This window comes from Psychrobacter sp. JCM 18900 (genome assembly GCF_904846625.1).
GTDB lineage: Bacteria > Pseudomonadota > Gammaproteobacteria > Pseudomonadales > Moraxellaceae > Psychrobacter.
Map to the genome: position 1 here is coordinate 53,724 of NZ_CAJHBL010000007.1, position 25,755 is coordinate 79,478.

Genomic DNA, 25,755 nt, shown 5'->3' on the forward strand with positions numbered 1-25,755 from the left:
TGATTAGTTAGAGTCTATCAATTGGTAAAGATGTTATCTGAGGTGGTATAGATTAGATGAATAATTCAAAAGCAATCTTATCAGCATTACTGTTTACGTTAGGTGTCGTCAGCGTGCCTGTATTGCACGCTGCACCCAATGATACAGCGGTGGCGACAGATAGCACCTCGGATCTGCAAAACCGTAGTGTCGAAGAGTTGGTGGCCGTTGCTAAAGCAGGCGAGTCTAACGAAGCAATCAATGATGCTGTATTAAATAACGATGCTATCAATGGGGCAGTGCTCGGCAACGACGCTATCAATCAAAATGCAGATAACCAAAGCGCAGCAAATGGTACTGCCAATGCCCAAACAACCGCTCAGCCACCTGTACGCTCCAGTGCCGAGGGTGTTGACGCTGATAAGTTGATACTTAATGAACCAGTCGTTGATCAGGTCAATATCTTAAATCCTCAAGAAAAGCTACGTCTAGAGGCGCAGCTTAGAAGTATTTATCAGCAGGGATTAGCACAAGCAGCGGTGGTTATCGTACCAACTACCAATGGCGTACCAATATTTGATTATGCATTGCAAGTTGCTGAGAAGTGGGAATTGGGTGATGAAGCTATCGATGATGGTCTGCTGATTGTCGTCGCTGTCAATGACCGTGATATGTATATCTTAACGGGTTATGGATTAGAAGGTGTCTTACCAGATGCAGCGGTTAACCGTGTCATTCGAGAAGATATCACACCGTTATTTAAGCAAAATAACTATGGTGCAGGGATAATCGCTGGCGTTGAAGCGCTTAAAACGCGCCTAACTGCTGATCCTGAAGTCTTAGCCCGTGCTGATGCGCAAGCTGCAGAACGTACTGCTCAGCAAAGCTCAGACGAGCTGCCATCACCTATTTTCTTATTTATCATGGCGATGATTTTTGGTAGCTTTATTACTAATATATTGGGCCGGGTATTTGGTTCTATTATTACCGCTGGCGGGTTTTTTGCAGGTTCAATGGCACTAGGCGGCGGTTTCTTCATGACGCTGATTATGGCAATATTCATCTGGATGTTTTTGATCTCACGCGGCGGTGGCGGTGGAAAAGGCGGCGGCGGTAAAGGTGGGCGCAGAGGTGGCATGATTTTCTTACCCGGTATGGGCGGCGGTAGTGGAGGCGGCTTTGGCGGTGGTGGTTTCGGAGGAGGCGGCTTTGGCGGTGGCGGCGGTGGTTTCGGCGGCGGCGGTGCAGGTGGCTCGTGGTAAGTATTCCACACACTCAAACAAGATAAACTCTACATAACCATCGAAAACGACGTACTTGAGGAAATAATATAATGGTAGAAGACAACGCTTCAAACCCCAGTTTTGCCCGCTGGTGGCGTCAAGTTTTGTTCGTCCCTTTATTACATAGTAAATGGCTAACAACAGAATCTAAGGCGCGTTTAACAGATGCTGTGACACGAGCCGAACGTGGGCATCGTGGTGAGGTGTTCTTGATTGTAGAAAACCATCTGCCTATCCAAGAAGCCTATCGCATGAACTGCCGTGAGCGTGCGATTGATTTGTTTAGCGAATATCGCGTCTGGGATACCGAAGAAAATACGGGCGTCTTGATCTATGTCAATGTATGCGAGCGTAAACTAGAGATTGTCGCAGACCGAGGTATCAGCGCTCACGTTAGTCCAACGGTATGGAATGCAATGTGTGAAAAGGCGGTATCTGGTATTGCTACTCAAAAGACAGAAGAGAGCTTGACTGAACTTCTAGACGAAGTGGGGCAAGTGTTACGTCAATACTATCATTTAGAGCATGATCCAGAAGGTAATGAGCTGTCTGATACAGTCGTATTTTTAAAGTAATTTGCACTTTATACGGTTGTATTAAGAAGGTTGCTTTTATAAGTAGCTTATCTATACGGTCAAAAGGTCTTGTTTTAGGCGATATGCTTTTAGTGTTAAAATGACTCTTCTGGGACAGGTAATGCCTTATGTATACAGTTCGATTATCCTACTGTGCAACATTTACTAGGGCTCGTCTCGATAACACCATTATTGGAATACTATGATCGAATTAATAAAGAAATTACCGAAAGCTGAACTTCATCTACATATCGAAGGTTCGCTAGAGCCTGAGCTGATGTTTAGACTGGCCAAAAAGAACAACGTAGAGATACCTTATAAAAATATCGAAGATGTACGCAGTGCCTATAACTTCACCAATCTGCAGACCTTTTTAGATATCTACTATGCGGGTGCCAACGTCCTACTCACAAAAGATGATTTCTATGATTTGACGTGGGAATATATTCTTAGATGTGTTGAAGATAATGTCATTCACACAGAGATATTCTTTGATCCGCAGACGCATACTGAACGCGGCGTGCCTTTTGAAGCGATCATCACAGGTATCAAAGAAGCGCTTGCAGATGCCAAAGCAAAATACGGTATTACATCATGCATTATTATGTGTTTCTTGCGTCATTTATCGCAAGAAGAAGCGTTTGAGACATTAGAGCAAGCACTGGACTATAAAGATGACATTATCGGTGTTGGTCTTGATTCATCAGAATTGGGCAACCCACCATCGAAATTCAAAGAAGTCTTCCAAAAAGCCAAAAAAGAAGGCTTTAAGCTGGTTGCTCATGCAGGCGAGGAAGCTGACTTTTCGTACATCTACGAAGCGCTAGATTTATTGAATATCAATAGAATCGATCATGGTGTGCAGTCTATAAAAAGTCCAGAGTTGATGCAAAGACTCAAAGATGAGCAAATGCCACTGACGGTTTGCCCGAACTCAAATATCGAGCTAAAAGTCTTTGAGACTTATAAAGAGCACAATATCAAAGAGCTTTTAGACTATGGTCTGAATATTAGCGTTAACTCGGACGACCCTGCGTATTTCAAAGGCTACGTGAATCAAAACTTTATCAACCTATATGAAAATCTACCGATTACGGAAGACGATATTATTACATTGGTCAAAAACTCGTTTAAATCGGCATTTATCAGTGATGAATTGAAAGAAGCTTACTTGGCGAGAGTTGATCTTGCATTGAAATAAGCTACAACGAGCTTGTTTTTAGTAGCAAAGGCTTAACGGTCTATATAAATCGTTAAGCCTTTTTTATTGTCTGTCACTCATTCATTCAGTAATATCTATAAGTAGTAGCAACGTTTATAAAGTAGTAATCTCTGCTATAAGCAGTGGTAAAATGATTCCAGCCTTTTCTGCTAATGTGATATCAACGATAGTATTTGGCGTTGGATCAGGGTTTATCTCAATAACTTTCGCGCCATTCTGTTTGGCTAATTGTGCCAATCCAGCAGCAGGATAAACCAAGCTTGAGGTACCGATACTGATAAATACTTCGCAATTAGCCGCAGCTTCTTCAGCAGTCTGCCATGCCTGTACGGGTAGAGCTTCGCCAAACCAAACAATATCTGGTCTAATATAACCGTCGCAATGCGGACAGCTAAGCAGTGATTCATCAAAACTCATAGCACCTTGATTATCGTACGATGCTCTCGATTGGTCTTGATAAGGTGTCTCACACTGACCACAGCGGTTGCGCCACAGATGACCATGCAGGTGAGTCACTGCGCTACCAGCTTGCTCGTGCAAATCATCGACATTTTGGGTGATGAGTGTCACTTGCTGATCGGAGGTTTGCGCATGATACTGCCACTGAGCCAACGCATGATGGGCAGGATTTGGCGCTTTGTCTGCGACCATTTGCCGACGCCACTGATACCATGACCACACCAGCTTTGGATCACGAGTGAACGCTTCAGGGGTGGCCAAGTCTTCGACACCATAGTTCTCCCACAGTCCTGTTTGCTTATCTCGAAACGTTGGGATGCCGCTTTCTGCTGAAATGCCAGCTCCAGTCAAAACGCAAATACGCTGTTTCGACGCCAGTAGTTGTGCTGCAAGTTTTACTTCTGCTATTAACGCTGGTGATAATTCTGCTAACATGAGCCAACCCTTGCTAATAATGGATGTTTTTACTTATGATAGACGGAATTTGGTGGCTTGTCATATTGTTCGCTGTCATCGCAGTTTTATGGTTTGTGGCAAAATCGCGCGGTGCAAAAGTAGGCGAAAAGCATAGCGGCATAAAATCAAAGAATGCAACACCGAATGATGCGCTGCAAAAAACATCAGCGATATTAAAACAGCATTTTGCTGATTATCGAGTCACACGTAAGGCCAATCATTTGCTCGTTAGCAAACAAGACAAAAAAATTGCGATGATTACGATTGATAAAAAGATTGCTGAAGGTCAGCGCCGTTTGGGTGATGTGCCAGTGATTAATTATCACCGTATACCTAGCCGTGCTCAGCTAACAGTTAATTTACAAGATGCAGAGTAAGTTCTATATAGATGAGAGCATTAGAAATATACAAGCACAGAAAAGTCGCAAACATTTTGAATGTGTAGGTTTGATGAGTATAGACAGTTTATTTAGGGTAGTGCTAAGGAAGTGATAGAGCAAGGTTGGAACATAATGATTGGTGCGCTCGGCGGGAATCGAACCCACGACCCTCGGCTTCGGAGACCGATACTCTATCCAACTGAGCTACGAGCGCATATGATAACGATATGTCTGACTGTCACGCTTAGATACGCATGATAATTAGCATAAGGTGTCTAGAAATAAAGACCGCTTAGTCTAACAAATAAAAAGCATAAAGCCAATAAATGACAGTCGCGATTGAGGTTTTTTAAGAAAAAACAGCCAAGTCATTAAACAAGCATGGCAATTTACCTGCCTTTTCCCTTATAATGTTGGGGAGAATTCATATTTATAATCACCGATTGCAAGTGCGCTGGCACGCGGGATGGCTGTCTGCTATTGAAGACTTAGAGGTCGTCAAAGGAGGACAGACAGAATGTCCGAGCCGTGCTAGTCCTTGTATACGTAATAAGAGAACGTGACGAATGAGAAAAGTAGTTATGTTATCGGCAGCTGCCATTCTAGGAATCGCTAGTATCGCGGTGAGCCAAGCTGAAGATGTTGTAGACACTCCTGTAACTGCATCAGACGTAGCAGAAGGCCAAGAGGTCGTAGAAGCTGCTCCTGAAACGCTAGGTGACGATACCCAAGCTGCTGCAGATACGACAGATGGTGCTGCGCCTACTGACGAAGCCGCTGCAGCAGAAGGCGAAGAAACTGCTGCTGCAGCGCCTGCCGCTGATGAAGAGCCAATTCCACAAGATACGCCGCAAGTACAGAAGCTAATTGCTTTGTATCCTAATCTGATTGCGCGTATCCAGCCTGTTGCCAATATCTGTTTTGAAGACGGTGAAGCTTGTGATGTAACGGCACGCTCATCTGGCCCAGCTGCTGGCGACGGTCCTCGTGACGGTAAAGCGGTATATAATGCTGTATGTCATACTTGTCATACAGCAGGCTTGCTAGGCTCTCCTATCTTTGGTGATGCTGGCGCTTGGGGCCCACGTATCGCAAAAGGTAAAGATACGCTATATACCCATGCTATCAATGGTTTCAATGCGATGCCTGCTAAAGGTGGCGCGGATATTCCTGATGAAGAAGTTCAAAATGCTGTAGATTATATGGTTGCAGAAGCAAGCTAATCTTTGTTGATTACCTTCCAAGCTTTTGCGATAGTTATCTATAAAGCGCCTATTTCAGTGATGAGATAGGCGCTTTTTCATGATGAGTATTATTAATATGGTACTTCGAATATAAGGCAGTTGAAATTCGCCATTAGTAGCCTCATTTTATGAGATTAGTTCGTTTATTACCGTACATTGTCACCTTTAGATAGTAGAGTGTGTTGAACATTCTTATACGGCTTTTGCCTATATGCTAATGATAGTCGAATGTTCAACACGGCCTATTATTCTAAAATCGCATTTTATATAAATTGATAACAAATAAAGAGGTCTTCATGTCTGATGCACCAGCACTCTCCATAAAAAACTTATCCAAAACCTATGACAATGGGTTTTCGGCATTAAAAGGGGTTGATTTAACGGTACCACAAGGTGGTTTCTTTGCGTTACTTGGGCCAAACGGCGCAGGCAAATCTACCATGATTGGCATTATTAGTTCATTGTTTAAGCCAACCACCGGTAGCGTTCATATTTTCGGCACAGATCTGTTAGAGAACCCTTCGATTGCCAAGCAATACCTTGGTGTTGTACCGCAAGAATTTAACTTTAATATGTTCGAAAAAGTCGAAGATATCCTGATTACGCAAGCCGGTTATTTTGGTATTCCGGCAAAAGAAGCCAAACCACGCGCAAAGAGACTGTTAACCGCGCTGGGATTATGGGATAAACGGGATAGTAAATCACGTGAACTATCTGGTGGTATGAAACGCCGTTTGATGATTGCCCGTGCATTAATTCACAAGCCAAAGCTATTAATTCTTGATGAGCCAACGGCGGGTGTCGATATCGAGCTTCGCCGCTCAATGTGGGAGTTTATGCAGCAGATTAATATCGAAGAAAACACCACTATTATTCTGACGACTCATTATCTCGAAGAAGCTGAGCAATTGTGTAAACGCATTGCGATCTTGGATCACGGCGAGATTCGAATCAATACAGAAATGAAGGAACTACTGGCGCAGTTATCCGTAGAGACATTTGTATTTGATTTGGATACGCCGCTCACTGAGCAGTTGGCTCTGACAGGAGTTACAGGGGTCTCGCAACCAGACGAGCAAACGCTAGAAGTTACCTTGACAGAAGGTGAGTCACTAAACGGTGTCTTTGATCAGTTGTCTGAAAAAGGTATCAGTGTGGCAAGTATGCGCAATAAAGCCAACCGACTAGAAGAGTTATTTATGCGCTTGGTAGACAAAAACATTCAGAGTGCAGATAGCATGAAGGAGGCGGGATTATGAGTCAGGAACTAATCGATCATAATAAAACCATGTCATTGAGTAAGAAGTGGATTGCGTTTCGTACTATTTGGTTCAAAGAAGTGCGCCGTATTTTACGTATCTGGCCGCAGACATTACTACCACCCGTTATCACGATGAGCTTGTATTTTGTCATCTTTGGTAAGATGATTGGCTCGCGCGTGGGTGAGATGGGCGGCGTGCCATACATGCAGTTTATCGTGCCTGGTTTGATTATGATGTCGATCATTACCAACAGTTACTCTAACGTGGTCTCAAGCTTCTTTAGTGCTAAGTTCACGTCTAGTATCGAAGAGCTTTTGGTCTCGCCAGTATCCAAGCATGCTATTTTGATGGGTTATATCAGTGGTGGTATCTTCCGTGGACTGGCTATCGGTGTGATTGTCTCGATAGTGGCGCTGTTCTTTACCGATCTGGGTATTGAGCATTTATTTGTCACTGTATTTACAGTACTTGGCACCTCTATCTTGTTTTCATTAGGCGGCTTTATCAATGCGGTATTTGCACGCTCGTTTGATGATATCTCTATTATACCAAGCTTTGTATTGACGCCATTGACCTATCTTGGCGGTGTGTTTTATTCGATGGAGAATTTATCGCCATTTTGGCAGAATATCTCGCTACTGAATCCTATCGTTTATATGGTTAACTCATTCCGTTACGGTATTCTTGGCTATTCTGATGTCAATGTTTGGTATTCGATGGCAGCCATTTTTGTGTTCTGTGCGATATTTTATACCATCGCTTATCGCTTGCTAAGTAATGGCTCGCGTGTACGTTTGTAGTGCGTATTATTCGCTAAGTATATTATTTAGAGCAAATTTTAAACGGTTTAATATTAGGAAGACAGATGAGTATTCACGGTATCTTGGGCGAGCAAACCACAGACTATCCAACTGAGTATAGCCCAGAGACGCTATATCCGATTGCGCGCAGCATGGGACGTGATGCGATTGGTTGGCATGACGACAAGCTAGCCGTCGGTGTCGATTGGTGGCAGGCTTTTGAGATATCTTGGTTAAATCCGCAAGGTATCTCGCAAGTAGCGATTGCACGCTTTAGTATTCCTGCTAGCTCACCGTTTATCGTGGAGTCAAAATCGCTTAAGTTATATTTGAATAGTATTAACTTTACCGAATTCGCCAGTTGGAATGACGTACAAGCGTTGATTGCGAAAGACTTGTCAGCTTGTTTGCAAACAGACGTACAGGTAGCGTTATTCGGTTTAAACGATGATCTAGATGGTAACGAAACAGCGTTATTGATTGCTCAGCCTGAGGGTATTTGCATTGATGAGGTATTGGCAGATAGCACGGATAAAGTTGCGTTAACTGAACATCCTGATGCGTCGCTGCTGAGTGAGAACGGAGTAGGGGCGGACGATGAAAGTGTGGCAAATGAGGGTATGCAGCCCTATACTTTTTATTCCAATCTACTGCGTAGTAATTGCCCAGTGACCAATCAACCAGATTGGGGCACATTGGCCGTTTCGATAACGACTGATAAGCCTTTTAATAATGCAAATATGCTGCGCTATATACTGAGCTTCCGTCAGCACAATGGTTTTCATGAGCAGTGTGTCGAGCAGATATTTGCTGATTTAAGCCAATACTATCAGCCAAGCGAGCTAATGGTACGGGCATGGTATACGCGCCGCGGTGGTATCGATATCAATCCATGCCGTGTCAGTGATATAGGTTTATTGCCTAAGCCAAGCCGTTTGATCCGCCAGTAAGTTCTTGCTAAAAATACATCAATCTTAAGCCAATAAAAAAGCGCCTATCTCACGTGATGAGATAGGCGCTTTTTGTTATATAGTCTTTACTCGTAAAACTATTTACCGCTTACTTTTGCCATGACTTCTTCACGGCTTAGCATTTGCTTTTCAGCTTCACGGCGATTGACGTACTCATACTTGTCTTCCGCCAAGTTGCGATCAGAGACGACGATACGATGCGGTATACCAATCAACTCAAGATCAGCAAACTTAACGCCTGGGCGCTCGTTACGATCGTCCAGTAGCACGTTGATGCCTTGAGCTTTTAACTCTTCATACAGGGCGGTTGCCGTCTGCATGACCGTCTCTTCTTTAGACTTCATCGGGATGATGGCGACTTCAAAAGGAGCGATTGAATCATCAACCGTTGGCGTTTTTGGCCACATGATGCCGTTTTCATCATTGTTCTGCTCGATAGCAGCGGCAATGATACGGCTAACGCCAATACCATAACAGCCCATCATCAAAGTAACAGGTTTGCCATCTTCGCCAGAAACCGTACAGTTCATCGCTTGTGAGTATTTATCACCCAACTGGAAGATATGACCGACTTCGATACCGCGTTTGATTTTTAGACTGCCTTTACCATCAGGAGACGGGTCGCCTTCTTGTACATTGCGCACATCAACGATGCGAGTAATGCGAGTATCACGTGCCCAGTTCATACCGATAGTATGTTTGTTCACTTCATTGGCACCGCAAACAAAATCTGACAACGCAGCTGCTGAACGATCAACGAATACAGGCATATCTAAATTAACGCCGATATAGCCTTTGTGCAGACCTGCCGCTTTTAGCTCTTCGTCAGATGCTAATGTCAATGGTACGTTAGCTTCTTCGATTTTCTCAGCTTTGATAGTGTTGAGCTGATGATCACCGCGCAATACGATAGCAATCAGTTGTGGCTCATCATTCTCAGTATGACCATGAACGATTAAGGTTTTAACCGTCGTTTCTAACGGGATATCCAAGTGTTCAGCAACCATTTTACAGCTGGTCATGCCTTCAGTTAGAACGTCTTCACGCTCCATTTTTGGCGGTTGACGCTCAGCAGTGCTGACAGATTCTGCTAGCTCTACGTTGGCTGCATAGTCAGATGAGTCCGAAAACGCAATATCGTCTTCGCCGCTATCTGCTAAGACATGGAACTCATGTGAAGCAAAACCACCGATAGAGCCTGTATCTGCTTGTACGGCACGGAAATCTAAGCCCAAGCGGGTAAAGATGCGTGTATAAGCGTCATACATATCATGGTAAGTCTTGGCCAATGAGGCTTGATCCACATGGAAAGAGTAAGCATCTTTCATGGTGAATTCACGAGCGCGCATCACACCGAAGCGTGGACGAATCTCATCACGGAATTTACCTTGAATTTGAAAGAACGTAATCGGTAGTTGTTTATAACTACGCAGCTCGCCTTGTGCTAGATTGGTGATGACTTCTTCGTGCGTTGGACCAAGTACAAAGTCGCGATCATGACGGTCTTTGAAGCGCAATAGCTCAGGACCATAATCATCAAAACGTCCGGTCGTCTGCCAAAGCTCAGCAGGCTGAGTCATTGGCATTAGCACTTCTTGTGCACCGACATTTTGCATCTCTTCACGAACAATGCGTTCGACCTTTTGTAAGACGCGCAGACCCATAGGCAACCAAATATACAATCCAGAAGCAATCTTGCGGATAAGACCAGCACGCACCATCAATTGGCTTGAGGCGATGTCGGCGTCACTTGGGGTTTCTTTTAGTGTGGCAAATAAAAATTGACTGGCTTTCATAAATAAAGCGTAACCTTATCAACGATAAAAAAATAAGAAATAGTAGGATATTGAGCGTATGGCTAATCGTTTCATTGCCGCCGCAAGCTTACCTTTATCACTTAGCAATAATCTAGGGTATTTCCTAGTTACCAACCTGCTTATATACAAAGCACATCAGTAAAAACCACTCTCATAAAAGAGAGGCAAATTTGATTTGATGTATCAATATGCCAAAAATGCGATATATTCAGGTCAAAACCCTGATCAATGCTTTAAGACTGACATTTTATTCATACAATCTGACTATGTTAGGTAAAGTTCGCCTAAGACGCAATGACTTTTTGTCTTTTCAGACCGAACGTGACGCAAAGGGTTCAATAAGAGGTATATAGTTGAGCTATTCGTATGATTTTATAGCGAAAGCACTGCTTATTTGAGAGACAGTTTATTGAGGTGGTTGCGTAGAGGTTTATGGATAAAGTTATGTAGAATAATGGTAGCCATTACTTGAAGTTACTGCACAATAGTCGCATTTATAGAATAAGCATCTGTTCCGTTTTTACAATGCTATTAGTCTTATAAAAACGATGTAACATTATAAAGGTAGCTTCTATGGATAATACTGATATGAATAACGCTAATGCCACTCAAAAGCCTGCGAAACGTCCTATTGCTACAATGTCGTGGGTGATATTACTTATCGGTCTAGCAGCGATTGCCTTTACTATTTATAGCGCGCAAAACAAACCAGAAGAAGCGCCGATAGAAACTATTACTCGCGAAGGGGTGGTTACGCAAATTCAGCAGTTAAATCGCTTACATACCGTCGCATTCAGCGTTGATACAGTGATTACGAGCGAGCGACCTGGGAGTTGGATGAAACTGTGGCAAGATGAGCAAAAGGCATTGTTTATCGCTCATGGTCGCGTAGAGGCAGGCGTTGATCTGAGTGCACTGGCACCTGAGATGGTACAAGTAGTGCAACCTGCTCAAGCTAATGAGGATGAAGAGCAAGTAGCTGAGCCCAACTCACCAGCTGCCACTATGCCGCAAATCAATATTACTTTGCCGCCCACAGAGATATTTTCAGTATATCTGGATGATATCGAGATTTATGACTGGCAGACAGGGGCTTTTGGTATGATGCAAGTCGACCCTAAAATATTGGCGCAAGCACAGACCATGGCAAAAAAAGAAGTGCTTGAACGTGCCTGCCGAGGTGATGTCATGAATATGGCACTGCAAAATGCGCAAACCCAGTTGCAGCAGCTATTTGCACTTACGGGAGCGGTAGTGACGGTTACCACTCAGGGTGCAGGTGCATGTCAATTGCCAGTCACTACCAATGGCTAGTCTGCCAGTTGTTTTCTAAAACTAAGCCTCTTTTTTAAACTCAGCAATAGCTAGCTTACGTACTGATTTATGCTCGACCATTGGCGCAGGATAGTCGACATCGGCAAACTTACTACCTTTTGCCAGTTCTTTACGCATCTTATCTTCGTTGTGCAAGATACTGTTAGGAATATCTTTTAACTCTGGTAGCCAAGTTTTAATGAACAGAGCTTTAGGATCATGCGTATTGGCTTGGCTAAAGGGATTCATAATACGGAAGTAGGGCGCTGAGTCCGTACCTGTCGACGCGCTCCATTGCCAGCCGCCATTATTAGACGCAAAATCGCCATCTATCAGTTGCTGCATAAAGTAGCGCTCACCTAAGCGCCAATCAATCAGCAAGTCTTTGGTCAAAAACATCGCCGTGACCATCCGTAGGCGATTGTGCATAAACCCTGTCGCATTTAGGCAACGCATTGCTGCATCTACGAGCGGCACGCCTGTCTTACCAGTGTACCATGTCTTAAAATCATCGTTGTCATATGACCAATTAACCTTAGTGTCAGTCTCTTCTTTATACGCTTGATGACGGATCAGGTTTGGTTTTTCGACCAGTACATGACGATAAAAGTCTCGCCACGCAAGCTCACTTATCCAGCGATTGATGTCTTCATTATCACCGTCATTACCGTGTAGCTTCTCTTGTGCTTTGCTCGCCTGTAAATAGCAGAATCTAGGACTGATAGAGCCTATAGTGAGATAAGCCGATAGCTGACTCGTTGCGTGCAGATGGGGAACATCACGGCTCACATCGTAATCATTGATATCATCATCGACGAATGCCTCTAGACGCTGGCAAGCGGCTGACTCACCTGCAGGATAGGCGTCTCTTACTTGATCAAGCTGAGCTATCATATCGATATGTTGCAATGACTCGTTCTTTTCTAATGTCTGCTGATAGTCACTGAGTATTTTCTCACTTAGTGCTTTGATATCGTCGATTGTATTGGCAAACGTTTGCGATGATGGTAGTTTGATTTTATAATCACTATCCACTGCGGATGCTTCATGCATTTGGATGGTGCTGACATCCAATGTATGTCGCCATTTTTTATAAAATGGGGTGAAGACCTTATACATGCTATCGCCATCGTTGGTCGTAATGCTTTGCGGTGGCAAAATGCACTGGTCATGCCAGCGCACGAACTCGATATCGTTTTTTGAAAGTTGTTTGCTCAACTGTTCATCACGATCAATCTCATTGCCTTCGTACTCGTGATTGGCCATGACGCAGCTAATGTCATTGTCGTTGCATAAAGTCGTGAGCGCCTCTATACAGTCAGCAAAGCTTGGACAGAGTTGTACTGTTAAGGTGATGTTCAGTTTTGATTGCAAGTCCTTTGCTAAAATAGGTAGCGTGCGAGTAATATGATCAACTTGTACAAGGGACGTATCGTGTACTTGCCACTGCTCAGGGGTTAAAAAGAATATTGCAGACACTGAAGCGTCGTCTTCCTTTGCACGTTCGCAAAGCGCTGCTAAAGCGGTATTGTCATGGATACGCAGGTCACGACGAAACCACATCAAGTAATGTGCTGGATTTTTGCTAGTAGCATGGTCGTCAGTATCAGTAGCGGCTGTCTGTGCAGTCTTAGACATCAAAGTATCCCTATATTAATCAATCGCAATCATAAACAAAACTAAGGATAAAAGTATGCTAGGATAAGTTTTTGGATGCAATGGCTTTGCCGTTTGGTTAACAAAACCTCATCACATCTAACGATTTATCTTTAGCTTGAACCTATCTGATGCCGCTATAATCGGTGTCATATTCAGTACCATGAAACGCAAGGTCACAAAATGCACGTTAAGTTTTGCGGGTTTACTCAGCGTAGTGATATACAGACTGCGGCACAGCTAGGTGCAGATGCAGTGGGTTTGGTGTTTTATCCGCCAAGTCCACGTGCGGTCACGATAGAGCAAGCGCAAACCCTGAGCGCTGCTGTGCCTGCTTTTGTCAGCGTGGTGGCGTTAGTGGTCAATATGCCTAAAGATGAGCTGATCAAATTAGCAAATAACGTCTCTTTTGATATTATCCAGTTCCACGGTGATGAAACGCCTGAGCAATGCCAACAGCTGGCAGGTATGGTCAATAAACGCTGGATCAAAGCATTGCGTATCAATACAGAGCAAGATACCCTCGATAGTGTCCGCGCTCAGATTAACCAGTTTGCGACCGCAGGTGCCAGTAGTATTTTACTGGATGCTTATCATCAGCATAAGTATGGCGGTACTGGCGCACGTTTTGACTGGAGTCTCATTCCACATGACAGCGCACTGCCAATCGTTTTGGCCGGTGGACTCGATGCCAACAATGTTGCCGCTACATTAGATTTGCCGATTTATGGCGTCGATGTGAGTGGTGGTATTGAGGTTGATAAAGGTAAAAAAGACGCTGCCAAAATGCGTGCCTTTATGAAAGCGGTCAAGCGCGATCGATGGCAAAACGCTACGGTCACTGGCGCCATCTAAATGGGTTTGTATCAAGCTATTTGCTATACGTAATCTGCTTAGTTGATCGTTATTCCGATTTTTCTGTTTGAATCTGATTAGATTGTTATCCTTTTTATTATTTTCTCTCTATTTATCTAAAGTTATCTAAAAAATACCACTTATTACAGTAGGAATTATCATGAGTCATGTCGAGAACAAAGATTTATCTGCTACCGCACAATCGGTTAATACTTTTACCAATCCTGAAAATGTACAGGACTTTAACCAGTATCCTGATGCGCGCGGTCATTTCGGTGTACATGGGGGGCGTTTTGTCTCTGAGACGCTAATGGCTGCTCTAGAAGAGCTAGAAACGCTTTATACCAAAGTAAAAGCAGACCCAGCATTCTGGGAAGAGTATCATAACGATTTGGTCAATTATGTCGGTCGTCCAACGCCGCTGTATCATGCTAAGCGTTTGAGTGATGAAATTGGCGGTGCGCAAATTTACTTCAAACGTGAAGACCTAAACCATACAGGCGCGCATAAAGTAAACAACACCATTGGTCAGGCACTGCTTGCCAAAATGTGTGGTAAAAAACGTATCATCGCTGAGACTGGTGCAGGACAGCATGGCGTAGCGACGGCAACAATTGCGGCACGCTTAGGTCTAGAATGTATCGTCTATATGGGTGCTGACGATGTCGAGCGTCAAAAAATGAACGTCTATCGTATGCGCTTGCTTGGTGCGACAGTTGTGCCCGTCACTTCTGGCTCACGCACGCTCAAAGACGCCATGAACGAAGCCATGCGTGACTGGGTGACCAATGTCGATAGCACCTATTACATTATCGGTACTGTGGCAGGCCCGCACCCTTATCCGCTATTGGTTCGTGATTTTCAAGCGATTATCGGTAAAGAAGCACGCATTCAGCATCTAGAAAAAACAGGTAAAATGCCTGATGCATTGGTTGCTTGTGTCGGTGGTGGCTCAAACGCGATTGGTTTGTTCTTTGACTTCCTAAACGATACTGACGTTAAAATGTATGGTGTTGAAGCAACAGGTGATGGTATCGAGTCAGGTCGCCATTCAGCACCATTGGCTGCTGGTCGTATCGGTGTGCTACATGGTAACCGTACTTACCTCATGGCAGATGATGATGGCCAGATTCAAGAGACGCACTCTATCTCAGCGGGTCTTGATTATCCTGGTGTCGGACCAGAGCATAGCTTCCTAAAAGATATGAAGCGTGTTGAGTATGTCGGCTGTACTGACAAAGAAGCGTTAGAAGGCTTCCATGAAGCCACGCGTAAAGAAGGTATCATCCCTGCGCTTGAAACTGCTCATGCCGTTGCTTATGCATTGAAACTGGCTAAAACCATGACTCCTGATCAGACGATTATCGTTAATATGTCAGGTCGCGGTGATAAGGATCTGCATTCAGTGATGAAAGCAGAAGGGATCGAGTTGTAGTAGTTATGGAAAGTTTATTTAAAGGCTATTATCAACCAACACCTGAGCAGTTTAAGGAACTATGGGAAGAAGGTACGTTTGTATTTGATACAAACGTACTTCTCAACCTATACCGCTATAAGATAGAGTCAAGAGATGAAGTTCTTAATATTATTCAACAGATAGAAGATAGAGTTTGATACCTTACCAAGTAGGTCTAGAGTTCCATAGAAATAGACTGACCGTGCTAGGTGAGCAGAACTCAAGTTTATCAACTATTAAAAATTCTATTAGAGATTCTATAAGTAGTATTGAAAAAAAATGCAAAGATCTAGATTTAGATAAGAGACATAGTGAGATTAAAACCTCAACCTTCATTGAAAGGTTCAGAGAGTTGTCTGACAGTGTTATTAACGAGCTAGATGAGATTAAGGCTAAAAAACTAACTAATGACATCGATGAAGATGTGGTTCTAACTGAATTAACGAAATTATTTAATGTCAGTAAGGGAAGTTTAGGTTCTCCTCCTAAAGACCAAAAGGTCTTGGAAAGTATATATAAGGATGGAGAATTTAGAGCAAAGAATAAGATTCCACCAAGCTTTGAAGATATTTTGGAAGCTCAAAAGAAAAAAAGTGATGAAGAGTATTATGCTTTTGAAGGACTCAATTATAAGAAAGGTTATGGTGATCTTATCGTTTGGAAACAGATAATTGAGTTTGCTCGTGAAAATCAAAAGAAAAACACTATCTTTGTTACTGATGATACGAAAGAAGATTGGATGCGAATCATAAATTCACATGGCAAAAAGACTATAGGTGCTAGACCAGAGTTGGTATCCGAAATATTCAAAGAAGCAGGTGTTGAAAATTTCTATATCTATCATACTAGAAGTTTCTTAGACTATTCTAAAGAATACCTCGAAACTGATATTCAAGATGAAACCATCAAGGATATTCAAAGTATTTTTGTAAAATCATCTATTAATAGCAACATCCAAAAAAAGGTAGAAGGTTTTCATATACGTAAGCAGGTCGTCAGATGGTTAGAAGAAAATTACTTTCATGTTGAAGAAAGTAATCAAGAGTATTTCTATGACTTTTTAACTGTAGACGATTGGGAAAGAGAAGAATTAGTAAGCCTAGAGTACTTGAGCGAAACTGGCTATAAATTATTGGAAAATTCGATCCTTAAAAAGTTGCAAATTATGTCTAGCCAGCTTGACGTTTGCAATAGGATTAATTTTGTTCTGATAGTTCCTACCTTTGAACGTCAGCATTTAGATATAGAGATTATAGCTTCCCATCTGGGGGATTTTATTAATCAGAAGCTTAAGCCAAAAATTATATTTAAATATTCAAATATTAATGTTCTGCTCACACTTGTTTGTACTTCTGAAAGCGATAAAAATATTAGAAAACTATTTCAATATGAATTTAATAATTAAGAGACCACTATGACCAGAATTGAAACCACTTTTGAAACCTTAAAGTCACAAAATAAAAAAGCCCTGATTCCTTATGTTATGGCAGGCGATCCTAATCCGACCACTACTGTAGGTCTATTGCACGACTTAGTGAAACACGGCGCCGATATGATCGAAGTCGGTTTGCCATTCTCTGACCCAATGGCAGATGGTCCAACTGTAGCGTTGGCTGGCGAGCGTGCATTAGCAGCAGGTACTAGTACTCGTGATGCATTGAAGATGGTTGCAGAGTTCCGTCAGACAGATACGCAAACGCCAATTATCCTAATGGGTTATCTAAATCCTGTTGAAATCATCGGCTATGATAACTTTGTGGCGCTATGCGAGCAGTCAGGCGTTGATGGTTTATTGATGGTAGATCTGCCACCAGCAGAAGCGGGTAGTTTCACTCAGCATTTGACCGATCATTCCATGAATGAGATTTTTCTACTATCACCAACCACCTTACCTGAGCGCCGTGAGCAAGTATTGACTCATTGTGGCGGCTATATTTATTATGTATCACTAAAAGGTGTGACTGGTTCAGCCACGCTAGATACTGACGATGTAGCAACTCAAGTTAAAGCAATCAAAGCAGAAACAGACTTGCCAGTATGCGTCGGCTTTGGTATCCGTGATGGTGCTTCTGCAAAAGCGATCGGTACTCATGCAGATGGCGTTATCGTCGGTAGTGCCTTGGTACAGAACTTTGCCGATATTGATGCCAACGATACCGCGGCGGTTGCAAATGCACAGCAAAACATCATGGCAAAAATGGATGAGCTACGTGAAGCGTTAGACAGCTTAAGCGCCTAATAGCTATTGCTTTCATATTGTTGTTACTTGAAGAGATAGTTACTTAAAGAAATAGTTATTTGAAATGGCAAAGTCAAATTGCAGCTATTTTTTACCTAAAGACTTTACTCAAATGCTTTACGTGAAGACAATACTAAATGACTTTGCTAAAATTAGTTTACGAGTGTAAACTAACATCACTATTATATGGTGTCTGATAGCAGTGATTTATTCGTCATTTTGATTGGCAAATACATTATCTATCAACAAGCGCATAATCAAATTACCGACATACGGGATTTATTTATCAGTATGTCGCATGACTGCTCATGTTATGACTGTGTTAGACGCTTTGTTTAGACAACCATTAAACTCTCAATGACAAGCGAATGAGCAAACTTGTCAATAAGCCTTTTATGATGGCAAATAATATGACTGATACAATAACAAAACCCGATAACAATACTGCTAAAGCCGCGCCAAACAGCAATACGGATAGGCAGTCATGGTTTAACCGTCCTATCCCAGGTATCAAGCAGCATTTGACTGCGCCATTGTCTGCGGTAGAGACTGAACCGTCAACTAAGTGTAGCAATTGTCATTCGATGATTACCAACACAGCGCTGATTTTTAACTGTTATGTGTGCCCGCATTGTGATCATCATTTACCGATGAGTGCTCGTGAGCGTTTGAACTGGTTACTTGATCAAGTAGACGGCGAGACAGGACAAGAATTTACGGCAAAAGATCCATTGAGCTTTGTGGATAGTAAGCCATATCCTGCGCGTATGAGTGAAGCACAAGAAAAAACAGGTGAGTCTGAGGCGTTGGTTGCGATGTATGGCAAACTGCGTAACCTTGATATCGTCGCCTGTGCTTTTGATTTCCGCTTTATGGGTGGGTCAATGGGTTCAGTCGTTGGCGATCGTTTCGTTCAAGCAGCTGAAAAGGCGCTAGAGCAAAAAGTACCTTTGGTTTGCTTTGCTGCCTCTGGTGGTGCACGTATGCAAGAAGGCCTACTGTCATTGATGCAAATGGCACGCACGGCAGCAGCGATTGAGCGTCTAAGAATTGCTGGGATTCCTTACATTGTGGTATTGACTAATCCTGTGTACGGTGGCGTAACTGCATCATTGGCGATGTTGGGTGATATCCATCTAGCAGAACCAAAAGCGATGATCGGTTTTGCTGGTAAGCGTGTAATCGAGCAGACCGTACGCGAGACGTTAGAAGAGCCATTTCAGCGCGCTGAGTTCTTATTAGAGCATGGTGTGGTGGATGAAGTAGTACATCGTCATCAGCTAATTGATACAATCTATCGTCTACTTGCAAAACTATGCCGCGTACCAAATGTAGATGCTCAGTAAAATGAGATGCTCGATAAGGTAGGTGACTCAGTATAATGAATCATTTATTGAGTGCATAATGACTTAGCTGCGTGCTAACATCTACTGCATATGCAAGACCCCTAATAGCATTTATCGTCATTGCACGGTAAGTGCTATTTTTGGTTTTAGCTAACACATATATTTTTATCTCTTATTAAATTTTATATAGGTTTTATTCATGTCTGACCTTTTAACATCTGACCTTCGTAGCCCTAATGCCCATAGTCCTAATGAAAGTGCTAGCCTAACTGAGTGGCTCGATTATATGCAGCAGATTCATGTGTCTGCAATCGATATGGGATTGTCACGTGTATTGCCTGTTGCAGAAGCGTTAGGCGTAGTGCAGTCAGCTAAAGATGACGCTTACGTATTTACTGTGGCAGGTACCAATGGCAAAGGCTCTACAACTGCTGTCATTGCCGAAATGTGTAAAGCCGCAGGCTACAAGACAGCGCTATACCAGTCGCCACATCTTAGTGCCTTCAACGAGCGTGTACGTATCAATGGCGAGATGGTCAGCGACCAGACGCTGATTGAGGCTTTTAGCAAAGTAGAAGCAGCACGCTTACAGTGCGATTTGACATTGTCGTTCTTTGAGATGACCACACTAGCAGCGCTATTGATATTCGCTGAGGCAGATTGTGACGTGTGGGTATTAGAAGTGGGACTGGGTGGACGCCTAGATGTGGTCAATATTATTGATCCTGATATGGCAGTTATTACCAATATTGGTATCGATCACGTTGACTGGTTGGGTGACAATGTCGAGGATATTGGCCGCGAAAAAGCAGGTATCTTGCGCAACGGCATTCCTCTGATTTATGGTGCTACTGAGATGCCAGCCAGTGTGCAAAAATCCATCGATACCCAGCAGGCAACTTGCTATCAAATAGGACAAGATTTTAGCTACCGCGATATTGATTCAACGACTTGGCAATACAGCAATGCGGCGGTTACCTTACAGTTACCACGTCCTGCGTTATCGTTAACTAACACGGCCAATGCATTATCAGCAGTATTAGCAAGTCCATTAGATATTGATATCAATGCCATTGAGCAAGCGTTACGAACTGTCAAACTGGCAGGTCGTTTCGATTATCGTGAGAGCCATAGCCGCCATTGGTTATTTGATGTGGCGCATAATGAGCAAGGCGTTGAGTTCTTATTAGCGCAGCTATTACCATTTTGGCAGCAGCACGTAGCCAAGCAAAATAATCAAGATAGCTCAACAGATATCCCTACACCAAAGATAAAAATGCTATTTTCTATGTTAGGTGATAAAGATATTGATAAGGTTGTGCAGCGCTTAACACAAGCAGGCTTACCGATTAGTGATTGGTTTGTCGCTGAGATTGATTACCCTCGTGCCGCGACTACTGAACAGCTGCAAGGTGTTTTGGTTAAATATGTCGATAGCACCAATATATATGAGTTTGAAGGTTTGCATACAGCGACCCATGCAGTGATAGAGGCGAGCCAACCGCAAGACCTTATTGTCGTATGTGGCTCGTTTCATACGATTGGGGAAGCGTTAAGTGCCCTTAGCGTACGATAATTTAAGTTAAAGTAGTGCCTGTTTAATGTTAATCTTAGTCGTAGCCTGATAGCAGACAGCATGAAAAATATGCTTTATAATCAAAATGATTTGCCAGACTGGTAGAAGATGGTCGGCACAAATTTTGAACTCTGATGCCATTAACTGACAGTAACTGGCGGTAAGAGATTATGATTAAAGCAATTTGATATACTGCTTTGAGATAGTCGCTGCGCCGCTCAATCAACCTTATTACCAACTAAGAGACGTAAACGGATGAACTTTTCGAGACAAGCCTTATTGGGCATTGGGATGATTATCGGCGGTAGCGTGATGCTATACGCCATGGTGCAACAGATTGGCGATAGCGACCAACCAGAGCCGATGTCAGCGATGGTTGATAAATCAAGCTCGGAGCAAGAATCTCCGCAGCCGCTCACAACTGATATCGAGACAGAAAAACGTATCCTTGCGCAAAAGCAAAAAGAACGTGCAGCCCGCGTTGCAGAGCAAGAAAAACGTGCAAAAGAGTTTTTGACAGAGCAGGAAGTTGCAGAAGCAGAAGCATTGGCTAAGGCACGTGCTGAGAGCCAGCAATATGTCAATAATAGTGCGCCAGCTACTGATGAAACCAGCAGTACCGAGTCTACAAAAGACGTTACTACAGATCTAACGGTTCAGCCTCGTACGGAGAGTCAGTCTACTACTGATACTACCAAGTCTAGTGAATCCGAGAAGCAAAAAGCGGCTCAAGAGCAACAAGAAGCTCAAAGGCAAACTGCTATCAAAGAGCAAGCGGCTGCCAAAAAACTTGCTGAGAGCAAAAAACAAGCGGAGGCAGAGAAACTAGCCGAAGCAAAAAAGCAGGCTGAAGCCCAAGCAGCGGCTGAGAGAAAAAGAGAAGCAGCGGAAGCGGCTAAAAATGAGCCACCAAAATCGCCTTCTGAATACCAAATTAAGAAAGGTGATGGACTCATAAAGCTAGCAAGACAATATAACATGCCTGTAGAAGTATTGGCTCAAGCCAACAACCTATCTCCATCGGCAGCGCTACAACTGGGTCAAAGTATCACCATCCCATCGAGCAAACAGGTACAGCGTTTAGAGCGTGAAGCGGCGGCAGCCGAACAAGCGCGTGAGAAGAAGCGCCAGCAAGAAGAAGCGCTGGCGAAGAAATCTGCCGATGCAAAACGTGAAGCGCAGCAAAAACTGAGTGAAGCGCGTAAAGAAGTCAAAGAAACAGACGCTAAGGGTAGCTTTGGAGTGCAAGTAGCTTTAGCAAATGACCAAGCCAAAGCGGATGAGTTAGCGAAAAAATTCCGAGCAGCAGGTTATCAAGTCAAGACAAGTGCGACTAGTCGTGGAGTACGTGTCGTGGTTGGGCCTGAACGCGGCAAAGTCGCAGCATTGGCACTAAAAGATAAAATTAATAGTGACCCTAAAGTAAATACGACCAGCGCTTGGGTGCTTTACTGGCGTTAAGCTAGAGCGTTTCTAACGGTCTGGATTCGGCTTTTATCTACTCTATATAAAAACACGACAAATACTGTCGTGTTTTTTGTTTTATAGATTGCTGATTGGCGCCGCCTTAGTTAAGATGAGCGCCATTTTTATAATCCGTTGTTGTATAACCTGTCAGCCTATATAGGTTGCCTTGTCGTGGTCGGTGCATTGTTCATTGCTATTAATAATGACAAGTAGCCCATCACTCTCATATTGTATAAGGTAGAACCATGTCGTTTGGTGTTATATTTTTAATATTGGCCGTTGGGTTTTTAGGGCTGATTACGTTACCGAAGCTGCTACCAACACTACTGACGAAGCGCCCTGTCGTTGAGCCTGATCCAAAACCTGTGCGCGGTGATGAGTTGGCTATTTGGCCATTTGCGCCGATGCCAATCATGACCGATACGGAAGTGATATTTTTTAATAAATTAAAAAATGCGCTGCCGGAGTATCACATATTTGTCCAAGTACAGCTGTCACGGATCATTGAAGCCAATAGTAGCGAGACATCAGAGCGTAGCTTTTGGTTCAATCGTATTTGCCGTCAGAGCGTTGACTATGTGATTGTGGATGTCGATGCTCAGACTACATTGGTCGCTATCGAGCTTGATGACTGGACGCATAGTAGCAAAGCGCGTCAAAAAGCAGATGACAAAAAAGATAAGGCGCTTGCCAGTGCAGGTATTGCGATGGTGCGCTTTCACGCTGAGCGTATGCCGAGTGCCGATATGCTTAGATATGAGCTAATGCAAGTGATTGAGAGTTATTAAGCATTCTGTGAAAGCTGTCCGATTGTTAAGGCTAAAACATTATCTAAGTAGCATCATTTTAAAAGTGTAGGTTAGCTAAATTTATTCATCGAGTTGGTCTGACTGCCTTGGGTAAATAACGATTGGTCGATTACCTTCAAAATATAAACCTGCTTTAGGTAGTTCGCTATCTGACCAAACTATCGGCTGCTGCCAACCATCATAAGCAGTTCGCCCATCATAAAAGTCGCGCTTGGTGAACCATTCAATATAATGCGCGGCTCGCAAATCTGTAGTGTCAATCGTCCCAAGACTTGCCATGTCTCTCTTATCACACCACTCATGCATCGGAAAGCTCGGCGTTAGCCAATATGGCCAGTCATCATCACCGCAACCAGTTGTGTTAATCGGTAAAAAGAATCGGCCTTTAATCACGCCATAACGCTTATCGATTTTTACCTGTCCATGATTTTCTGTATCTACCCACACCGCTCGAAACTGCTTGGTTTGCATGTGTGTCATTTTGCGCTGTAGATTATCATTGGAATTGATTCCAACCCAGTTCACAGGTTCAAAAGGTGCTGACCCCATAAAAAACTTAATGGCTAGCTCCCAATGTTCAACCAGCTGTTCTGCATGGTTATATAAAATCAAATCAAGCTCACCAGTCGTCTGCTTACCATTATAGAGCTGCACATTGCTAGCCAGTGTCTCATACGGATGCAGCTTGCGCACAAACCCATCCTCTAACCAAAATGACAGTAAACCTTCAAAATGGAAACCCAGTCGATTGGGACTTGGGCGTTTGAGTAAATAGCGAGTCAGCTCTTGATAGGCGGCAGTGGTGTCTAGCTCTACTAATCGTTGCTTATACGCCTCAAACTGCGTCTGCCAAAATTGTGCGCTATGCACGGCAACGGTATGTGTGTTCTGATGCGGTACAAAGTCTAGCCACTGCGTCAAAACATTGGGGCACGCCAGTACATAAGCTAAATCTCGCACATAAGGTCGGCGGTAACGTTCCCAAGGTGCATCATCTATGAGGCAGTTAGATGTGGGCTGATTGACAGGCTCGGACATAGGATAAACCAGTGTGAAGGTGTAGCATTTACCCTAACGGTTCGCTCTATAAAAGTCTATAGATGACAAGTATCGGCTAGGGTAGTGCTCAGTTTTTTAGCGCTAAAACATAATATTAATGTGATCGATATGAATACTGATATCAGGCGGTGATAGCAGGTAGGGTAATAGGATGCTAACTACCGCTTTAAGTAGAGAGAGTTGCCATTTAGGCTGATATTGAGATAGCTTTTGTTTTGGCTTAGTTGGGATATGATTTTTCTGTTTCATGTATCTAGCTCCATAATTTACCGTAACTTGATTGCTGCGGCTTATGGTTGCTAGTTTATGAAGTAAGGTTATTCGATAGTTCTATATAGAAAATGGCAGAGTTCTATAGAACCTCATCAGCTTTCTTTAGCCATTTTGCAATGAAGTCTTTTTTAACAGAGAGTCCTAACGCCTCAGCCTTAGCTTGAATAAGCTTATTAAGTTCTCCATAAGGATCGGTTAAGTCTGCTTTGTCATATTCAGCCATCTTAATAAGTGTGGTCACTAATACTTGCATAGAACCCACGCTTTTATGATGTATTGGTTCGTCATCGAGCGAAGTGCTTACTCGTTGTTCTGATTGTAATGTTAAATTCTCTTTCTCAGAGTTGAGCTTTATTATTTGAGCTTGAAGCTCGTCGATAATTTGCTTGTCTGTTTTAGGGCTACCTTGCAATATCTTATGATTTCCTATTTTACCCATATGACTTAGTCTTTCCTCAAATAATGCGTCTAACTCACGTCTAGGAATACGAACATCTCTTATAGAAATCTTAACAATATCATCTAAATGGTAAAATATATTTTCGCCTTCTGATATAGAAACAGTCTCTCCATATTTGCCAATATATCTATCTACTTTAACGTCCATTTCATTTAACAGTAAGTCTTTTAAGTATTCTTTTTCAATATAAAAGTAGCCGTCAGCTGTCATAGTATTATTTTCTTTATACAATGGAATTTTGATAGGGTTACCTCTACTATCCTCAGCTATGTCAAAAAGCTCAATTTCCTTTGATATCTTTCCATAGTGATGAAAAACAGCTGCAATTTTACTTTGGTTGATCAAGTCGTAAATATCTAAGAGTAATCTTTGAGATTCGTATTTCATGTCTAAATCATAAGTATAGCCAACTTCCTCAAAATACTTTGCTACATCCTCAACAGACAGAAAGTCTTTAGGTAAAATATTCATAATTCAAGCCTTTCGAAAAATTATACTAAATAGCTTGAGTTTAACTTATCTATATATTGAGAGGTAGCTACTAATTCGCTTTATAAAGCACAAAAAAAAGCCAACCATTGAAAACAATGATTGGCTTTTTTCTTTACTACTATGTTTGGTCGGAACGGCAGGATTTGAACCTGCGACCACTACACCCCCAGTGTAGTGCGCTACCAGACTGCGCTACGCCCCGAGTGACTGACTATTTTACGCAAAATTATGTATATTGCAAGGGCTATTTATAGCAGCCAAAATCTACAATATTATTCTGCCGAGCATAGTCAGTATAATCGCTT

24 protein-coding genes and 2 tRNA genes are annotated in these 25,755 nt (G+C 42.9%); 18 read left to right on the plus strand and 8 right to left on the minus strand.

Annotation, left to right across the window (positions count from 1 at the left end):
* Positions 1 to 56: 56 nt before the first annotated feature.
* The 3 genes from JMX96_RS12315 to JMX96_RS12325 all read left to right on the plus strand — a co-directional run bounded on the left by JMX96_RS12315 (position 57) and on the right by JMX96_RS12325 (position 3,038).
* Positions 57 to 1,241 carry a TPM domain-containing protein gene (locus JMX96_RS12315; protein WP_201569406.1) on the plus strand — a complete coding sequence of 395 codons (1,185 nt, stop codon included), beginning with the start codon at positions 57 to 59 and terminating at the stop codon, positions 1,239 to 1,241.
* Positions 1,242 to 1,312: 71 nt separating this feature from the next.
* Positions 1,313 to 1,837, plus strand: a complete 525-nt coding sequence (locus tag JMX96_RS12320) for a TPM domain-containing protein (protein ID WP_201569408.1) — start codon at positions 1,313 to 1,315, stop codon at positions 1,835 to 1,837.
* A gap of 202 nt (positions 1,838 to 2,039) precedes the next feature.
* Positions 2,040 to 3,038, plus strand: coding sequence for an adenosine deaminase (locus JMX96_RS12325; protein WP_201569410.1), 999 nt, complete (start codon positions 2,040 to 2,042; stop codon positions 3,036 to 3,038).
* A 114-nt stretch (positions 3,039 to 3,152) separates the two neighbouring features.
* Here the strand turns inward: JMX96_RS12325 and JMX96_RS12330 are convergent, their stop codons facing one another.
* A complete protein-coding gene (locus tag JMX96_RS12330; RefSeq protein ID WP_227677046.1) occupies positions 3,153 to 3,953 on the minus strand; it encodes an SIR2 family NAD-dependent protein deacylase in 801 nt (266 codons plus the stop codon).
* A 35-nt stretch (positions 3,954 to 3,988) separates the two neighbouring features.
* Here JMX96_RS12330 and JMX96_RS12335 point away from each other — a divergent pair, with 35 nt between their 5' ends.
* Positions 3,989 to 4,351 (plus strand): hypothetical protein, encoded by a 363-nt coding sequence (locus tag JMX96_RS12335; RefSeq protein WP_201569412.1) that lies wholly within the window; start codon positions 3,989 to 3,991, stop codon positions 4,349 to 4,351.
* A gap of 140 nt (positions 4,352 to 4,491) precedes the next feature.
* Here JMX96_RS12335 and JMX96_RS12340 read toward each other — a convergent pair.
* Positions 4,492 to 4,568: transfer RNA gene (locus JMX96_RS12340), tRNA-Arg, on the minus strand.
* Between the two features lie 352 nt (positions 4,569 to 4,920).
* Between JMX96_RS12340 and JMX96_RS12345 the strand changes: the two genes are divergently transcribed.
* The 4 genes from JMX96_RS12345 (at position 4,921) to queF (ending at position 8,610) form a co-directional block, all read left to right on the plus strand.
* Positions 4,921 to 5,577, plus strand: a complete 657-nt coding sequence (locus JMX96_RS12345) for a c-type cytochrome (protein ID WP_201569414.1) — start codon at positions 4,921 to 4,923, stop codon at positions 5,575 to 5,577.
* 317 nt (positions 5,578 to 5,894) lie between these two features.
* A complete protein-coding gene (locus JMX96_RS12350; protein WP_057758608.1) occupies positions 5,895 to 6,857 on the plus strand; it encodes an ABC transporter ATP-binding protein in 963 nt (320 codons plus the stop codon).
* Positions 6,858 to 6,886: 29 nt separating this feature from the next.
* Positions 6,887 to 7,660 carry an ABC transporter permease gene (locus tag JMX96_RS12355; protein WP_057762348.1) on the plus strand — a complete coding sequence of 258 codons (774 nt, stop codon included), beginning with the start codon at positions 6,887 to 6,889 and terminating at the stop codon, positions 7,658 to 7,660.
* Positions 7,661 to 7,725: 65 nt separating this feature from the next.
* Positions 7,726 to 8,610 (plus strand): NADPH-dependent 7-cyano-7-deazaguanine reductase QueF, encoded by an 885-nt coding sequence (gene queF / locus JMX96_RS12360; protein WP_201569416.1) that lies wholly within the window; start codon positions 7,726 to 7,728, stop codon positions 8,608 to 8,610.
* 98 nt (positions 8,611 to 8,708) lie between these two features.
* Here the strand turns inward: queF and JMX96_RS12365 are convergent, their stop codons facing one another.
* The gene (locus JMX96_RS12365) at positions 8,709 to 10,427 is read right to left on the minus strand and encodes a proline--tRNA ligase (protein WP_102093514.1); all 1,719 of its coding nucleotides are present in this window, start codon (positions 10,425 to 10,427) and stop codon (positions 8,709 to 8,711) included.
* Between the two features lie 594 nt (positions 10,428 to 11,021).
* Here JMX96_RS12365 and JMX96_RS12370 point away from each other — a divergent pair.
* Positions 11,022 to 11,762, plus strand: coding sequence for a DUF4230 domain-containing protein (locus JMX96_RS12370; protein WP_201569418.1), 741 nt, complete (start codon positions 11,022 to 11,024; stop codon positions 11,760 to 11,762).
* A 21-nt stretch (positions 11,763 to 11,783) separates the two neighbouring features.
* On the opposite strand, the gene JMX96_RS12375 is transcribed toward JMX96_RS12370, so the two are convergent.
* Entirely contained in the window at positions 11,784 to 13,400 is a 1,617-nt protein-coding gene (locus JMX96_RS12375; protein ID WP_201569419.1) for a cryptochrome/photolyase family protein, read from the minus strand.
* Positions 13,401 to 13,571: 171 nt separating this feature from the next.
* Here JMX96_RS12375 and JMX96_RS12380 point away from each other — a divergent pair, with 171 nt between their 5' ends.
* The 9 genes from JMX96_RS12380 (at position 13,572) to JMX96_RS12420 (ending at position 23,145) form a co-directional block, all read left to right on the plus strand.
* On the plus strand, positions 13,572 to 14,273 hold the full coding sequence (locus tag JMX96_RS12380) for a phosphoribosylanthranilate isomerase (protein WP_261863552.1): 702 nt from the start codon (positions 13,572 to 13,574) through the stop codon (positions 14,271 to 14,273).
* Between the two features lie 160 nt (positions 14,274 to 14,433).
* Positions 14,434 to 15,708, plus strand: a complete 1,275-nt coding sequence (gene trpB, locus JMX96_RS12385; protein WP_191114778.1) for a tryptophan synthase subunit beta — start codon at positions 14,434 to 14,436, stop codon at positions 15,706 to 15,708.
* Positions 15,709 to 15,713: 5 nt separating this feature from the next.
* Positions 15,714 to 15,887 (plus strand): PIN-like domain-containing protein, encoded by a 174-nt coding sequence (locus JMX96_RS13760; protein WP_201569423.1) that lies wholly within the window; start codon positions 15,714 to 15,716, stop codon positions 15,885 to 15,887.
* The gene (locus tag JMX96_RS12395; RefSeq protein ID WP_201569425.1) at positions 15,884 to 17,134 is read left to right on the plus strand and encodes a PIN-like domain-containing protein; all 1,251 of its coding nucleotides are present in this window, start codon (positions 15,884 to 15,886) and stop codon (positions 17,132 to 17,134) included. Before JMX96_RS13760 ends, JMX96_RS12395 begins: the two co-directional genes overlap by 4 nt.
* A gap of 9 nt (positions 17,135 to 17,143) precedes the next feature.
* Positions 17,144 to 17,968: a tryptophan synthase subunit alpha gene (trpA, locus tag JMX96_RS12400; RefSeq protein ID WP_201569427.1), complete on the plus strand. Its 825-nt coding sequence runs from the start codon at positions 17,144 to 17,146 to the stop codon at positions 17,966 to 17,968.
* Between the two features lie 398 nt (positions 17,969 to 18,366).
* On the plus strand, positions 18,367 to 19,314 hold the full coding sequence (gene accD, locus JMX96_RS12405; protein WP_180952657.1) for an acetyl-CoA carboxylase, carboxyltransferase subunit beta: 948 nt from the start codon (positions 18,367 to 18,369) through the stop codon (positions 19,312 to 19,314).
* Between the two features lie 199 nt (positions 19,315 to 19,513).
* Positions 19,514 to 20,890: a bifunctional tetrahydrofolate synthase/dihydrofolate synthase gene (gene folC, locus JMX96_RS12410; protein WP_201569429.1), complete on the plus strand. Its 1,377-nt coding sequence runs from the start codon at positions 19,514 to 19,516 to the stop codon at positions 20,888 to 20,890.
* A 255-nt stretch (positions 20,891 to 21,145) separates the two neighbouring features.
* Complete coding sequence (locus tag JMX96_RS12415) at positions 21,146 to 22,351, plus strand: SPOR and LysM peptidoglycan-binding domain-containing protein (RefSeq protein ID WP_201569431.1); 1,206 nt, start codon at positions 21,146 to 21,148, stop codon at positions 22,349 to 22,351.
* 251 nt (positions 22,352 to 22,602) lie between these two features.
* Positions 22,603 to 23,145 (plus strand): DUF2726 domain-containing protein, encoded by a 543-nt coding sequence (locus JMX96_RS12420; RefSeq protein WP_057758628.1) that lies wholly within the window; start codon positions 22,603 to 22,605, stop codon positions 23,143 to 23,145.
* A gap of 81 nt (positions 23,146 to 23,226) precedes the next feature.
* Here the strand turns inward: JMX96_RS12420 and JMX96_RS12425 are convergent, their stop codons facing one another.
* The 4 genes from JMX96_RS12425 to JMX96_RS12440 form a co-directional block, all read right to left on the minus strand.
* Positions 23,227 to 24,204: a DUF1853 family protein gene (locus JMX96_RS12425; RefSeq protein WP_201569433.1), complete on the minus strand. Its 978-nt coding sequence runs from the start codon at positions 24,202 to 24,204 to the stop codon at positions 23,227 to 23,229.
* A 102-nt stretch (positions 24,205 to 24,306) separates the two neighbouring features.
* Positions 24,307 to 24,474 (minus strand): hypothetical protein, encoded by a 168-nt coding sequence (locus tag JMX96_RS12430; RefSeq protein ID WP_201569435.1) that lies wholly within the window; start codon positions 24,472 to 24,474, stop codon positions 24,307 to 24,309.
* A gap of 103 nt (positions 24,475 to 24,577) precedes the next feature.
* The gene (locus JMX96_RS12435) at positions 24,578 to 25,429 is read right to left on the minus strand and encodes a hypothetical protein (protein ID WP_201569437.1); all 852 of its coding nucleotides are present in this window, start codon (positions 25,427 to 25,429) and stop codon (positions 24,578 to 24,580) included.
* 146 nt (positions 25,430 to 25,575) lie between these two features.
* Positions 25,576 to 25,652 (minus strand) — tRNA-Pro (locus JMX96_RS12440).
* Between the last annotated feature and the right edge of the window lie 103 nt (positions 25,653 to 25,755).

Bases quoted from the DNA above. Each gene is read 5' to 3' on its own strand.
- JMX96_RS12315 (WP_201569406.1), top strand. From the start codon at position 57: ATGAATAATTCAAAAGCAATCTTATCAGCATTACTGTTTACGTTAGGT.
- JMX96_RS12320 (WP_201569408.1), top strand. From the start codon at position 1,313: ATGGTAGAAGACAACGCTTCAAACCCCAGTTTTGCCCGCTGGTGGCGT.
- JMX96_RS12325 (WP_201569410.1), top strand. From the start codon at position 2,040: ATGATCGAATTAATAAAGAAATTACCGAAAGCTGAACTTCATCTACAT.
- JMX96_RS12330 (WP_227677046.1), bottom strand. From the start codon at position 3,953: ATGTTAGCAGAATTATCACCAGCGTTAATAGCAGAAGTAAAACTTGCA.
- JMX96_RS12335 (WP_201569412.1), top strand. From the start codon at position 3,989: ATGATAGACGGAATTTGGTGGCTTGTCATATTGTTCGCTGTCATCGCA.
- JMX96_RS12345 (WP_201569414.1), top strand. From the start codon at position 4,921: ATGAGAAAAGTAGTTATGTTATCGGCAGCTGCCATTCTAGGAATCGCT.
- JMX96_RS12350 (WP_057758608.1), top strand. From the start codon at position 5,895: ATGTCTGATGCACCAGCACTCTCCATAAAAAACTTATCCAAAACCTAT.
- JMX96_RS12355 (WP_057762348.1), top strand. From the start codon at position 6,887: ATGTCATTGAGTAAGAAGTGGATTGCGTTTCGTACTATTTGGTTCAAA.
- queF (WP_201569416.1), top strand. From the start codon at position 7,726: ATGAGTATTCACGGTATCTTGGGCGAGCAAACCACAGACTATCCAACT.
- JMX96_RS12365 (WP_102093514.1), bottom strand. From the start codon at position 10,427: ATGAAAGCCAGTCAATTTTTATTTGCCACACTAAAAGAAACCCCAAGT.
- JMX96_RS12370 (WP_201569418.1), top strand. From the start codon at position 11,022: ATGGATAATACTGATATGAATAACGCTAATGCCACTCAAAAGCCTGCG.
- JMX96_RS12375 (WP_201569419.1), bottom strand. From the start codon at position 13,400: ATGTCTAAGACTGCACAGACAGCCGCTACTGATACTGACGACCATGCT.
- trpB (WP_191114778.1), top strand. From the start codon at position 14,434: ATGAGTCATGTCGAGAACAAAGATTTATCTGCTACCGCACAATCGGTT.
- JMX96_RS13760 (WP_201569423.1), top strand. From the start codon at position 15,714: ATGGAAAGTTTATTTAAAGGCTATTATCAACCAACACCTGAGCAGTTT.
- trpA (WP_201569427.1), top strand. From the start codon at position 17,144: ATGACCAGAATTGAAACCACTTTTGAAACCTTAAAGTCACAAAATAAA.
- accD (WP_180952657.1), top strand. From the start codon at position 18,367: ATGGCAAATAATATGACTGATACAATAACAAAACCCGATAACAATACT.
- folC (WP_201569429.1), top strand. From the start codon at position 19,514: ATGTCTGACCTTTTAACATCTGACCTTCGTAGCCCTAATGCCCATAGT.
- JMX96_RS12415 (WP_201569431.1), top strand. From the start codon at position 21,146: ATGAACTTTTCGAGACAAGCCTTATTGGGCATTGGGATGATTATCGGC.
- JMX96_RS12420 (WP_057758628.1), top strand. From the start codon at position 22,603: ATGTCGTTTGGTGTTATATTTTTAATATTGGCCGTTGGGTTTTTAGGG.
- JMX96_RS12425 (WP_201569433.1), bottom strand. From the start codon at position 24,204: ATGTCCGAGCCTGTCAATCAGCCCACATCTAACTGCCTCATAGATGAT.
- JMX96_RS12430 (WP_201569435.1), bottom strand. From the start codon at position 24,474: ATGAAACAGAAAAATCATATCCCAACTAAGCCAAAACAAAAGCTATCT.
- JMX96_RS12435 (WP_201569437.1), bottom strand. From the start codon at position 25,429: ATGAATATTTTACCTAAAGACTTTCTGTCTGTTGAGGATGTAGCAAAG.